Here is a 651-nt window from a genome sequence, read left to right on the forward strand (position 1 = left end):
GACTTTGTTCTGATGGACATTGTCATGCCTGTTATGGATGGCTATGAAGCCGCGTCCTTAATTAAAAAGCGCGCAGGCGATACCCATGTTCCTATTATTTTTCTGACAGCAAAACATGATGAGAAATCTTTGCTTGCTTGCCTGGAGAGTGGTGGAGATGATTATTTACCAAAGCCCATTAATGGCATTGTTCTAAAAGCGAAGATTAAGGCTCATGCGAGAACTCAGGAGCTTACCCAGCAAGTTCATGCGAAAAACAGTGAGCTAACCCGTCTACACGCGACATTAACGCAAGAACATGAGATGGGGCGTCATGTATTAAATCATACGCTCAAGAGGAGCTTGCAGAACTGTAAAAATGTTAAAAGCTATCTTTCTTCAATGTCGACCTTTAATGGCGATATCTTTCTTTTGGCCGAAAATCCAAGTGGTGGTTTATATGCTTTTCTCGGTGACTTTACTGGTCATGGTTTAGCTGCAGCAATTGGTACGATTCCTGTCTCGCAAGCATTTTTCTCCATGTGTGAAAAAAGTATGCCGATTATGGAAATTGCGTCTTCGATGAATAAGTCCTTAAAGTCCTTTTTGCCTGAGTACATGTTTTGCGCCGCGACACTAATACATGTGCCAGAATCGGGAGATAAAGCATTA

At 42.1% G+C, this 651-nt stretch carries 1 protein-coding gene; it reads left to right on the forward strand.

All coding sequences use genetic code 11. The annotated features are described in order from the left end of the window. Window positions 1–651: response regulator (locus A3763_RS08095; protein ID WP_156495003.1), on the forward strand; the 651-nt coding region annotated here is incomplete at both ends.

It is taken from the genome of Oleiphilus sp. HI0128 (assembly GCF_001635365.1).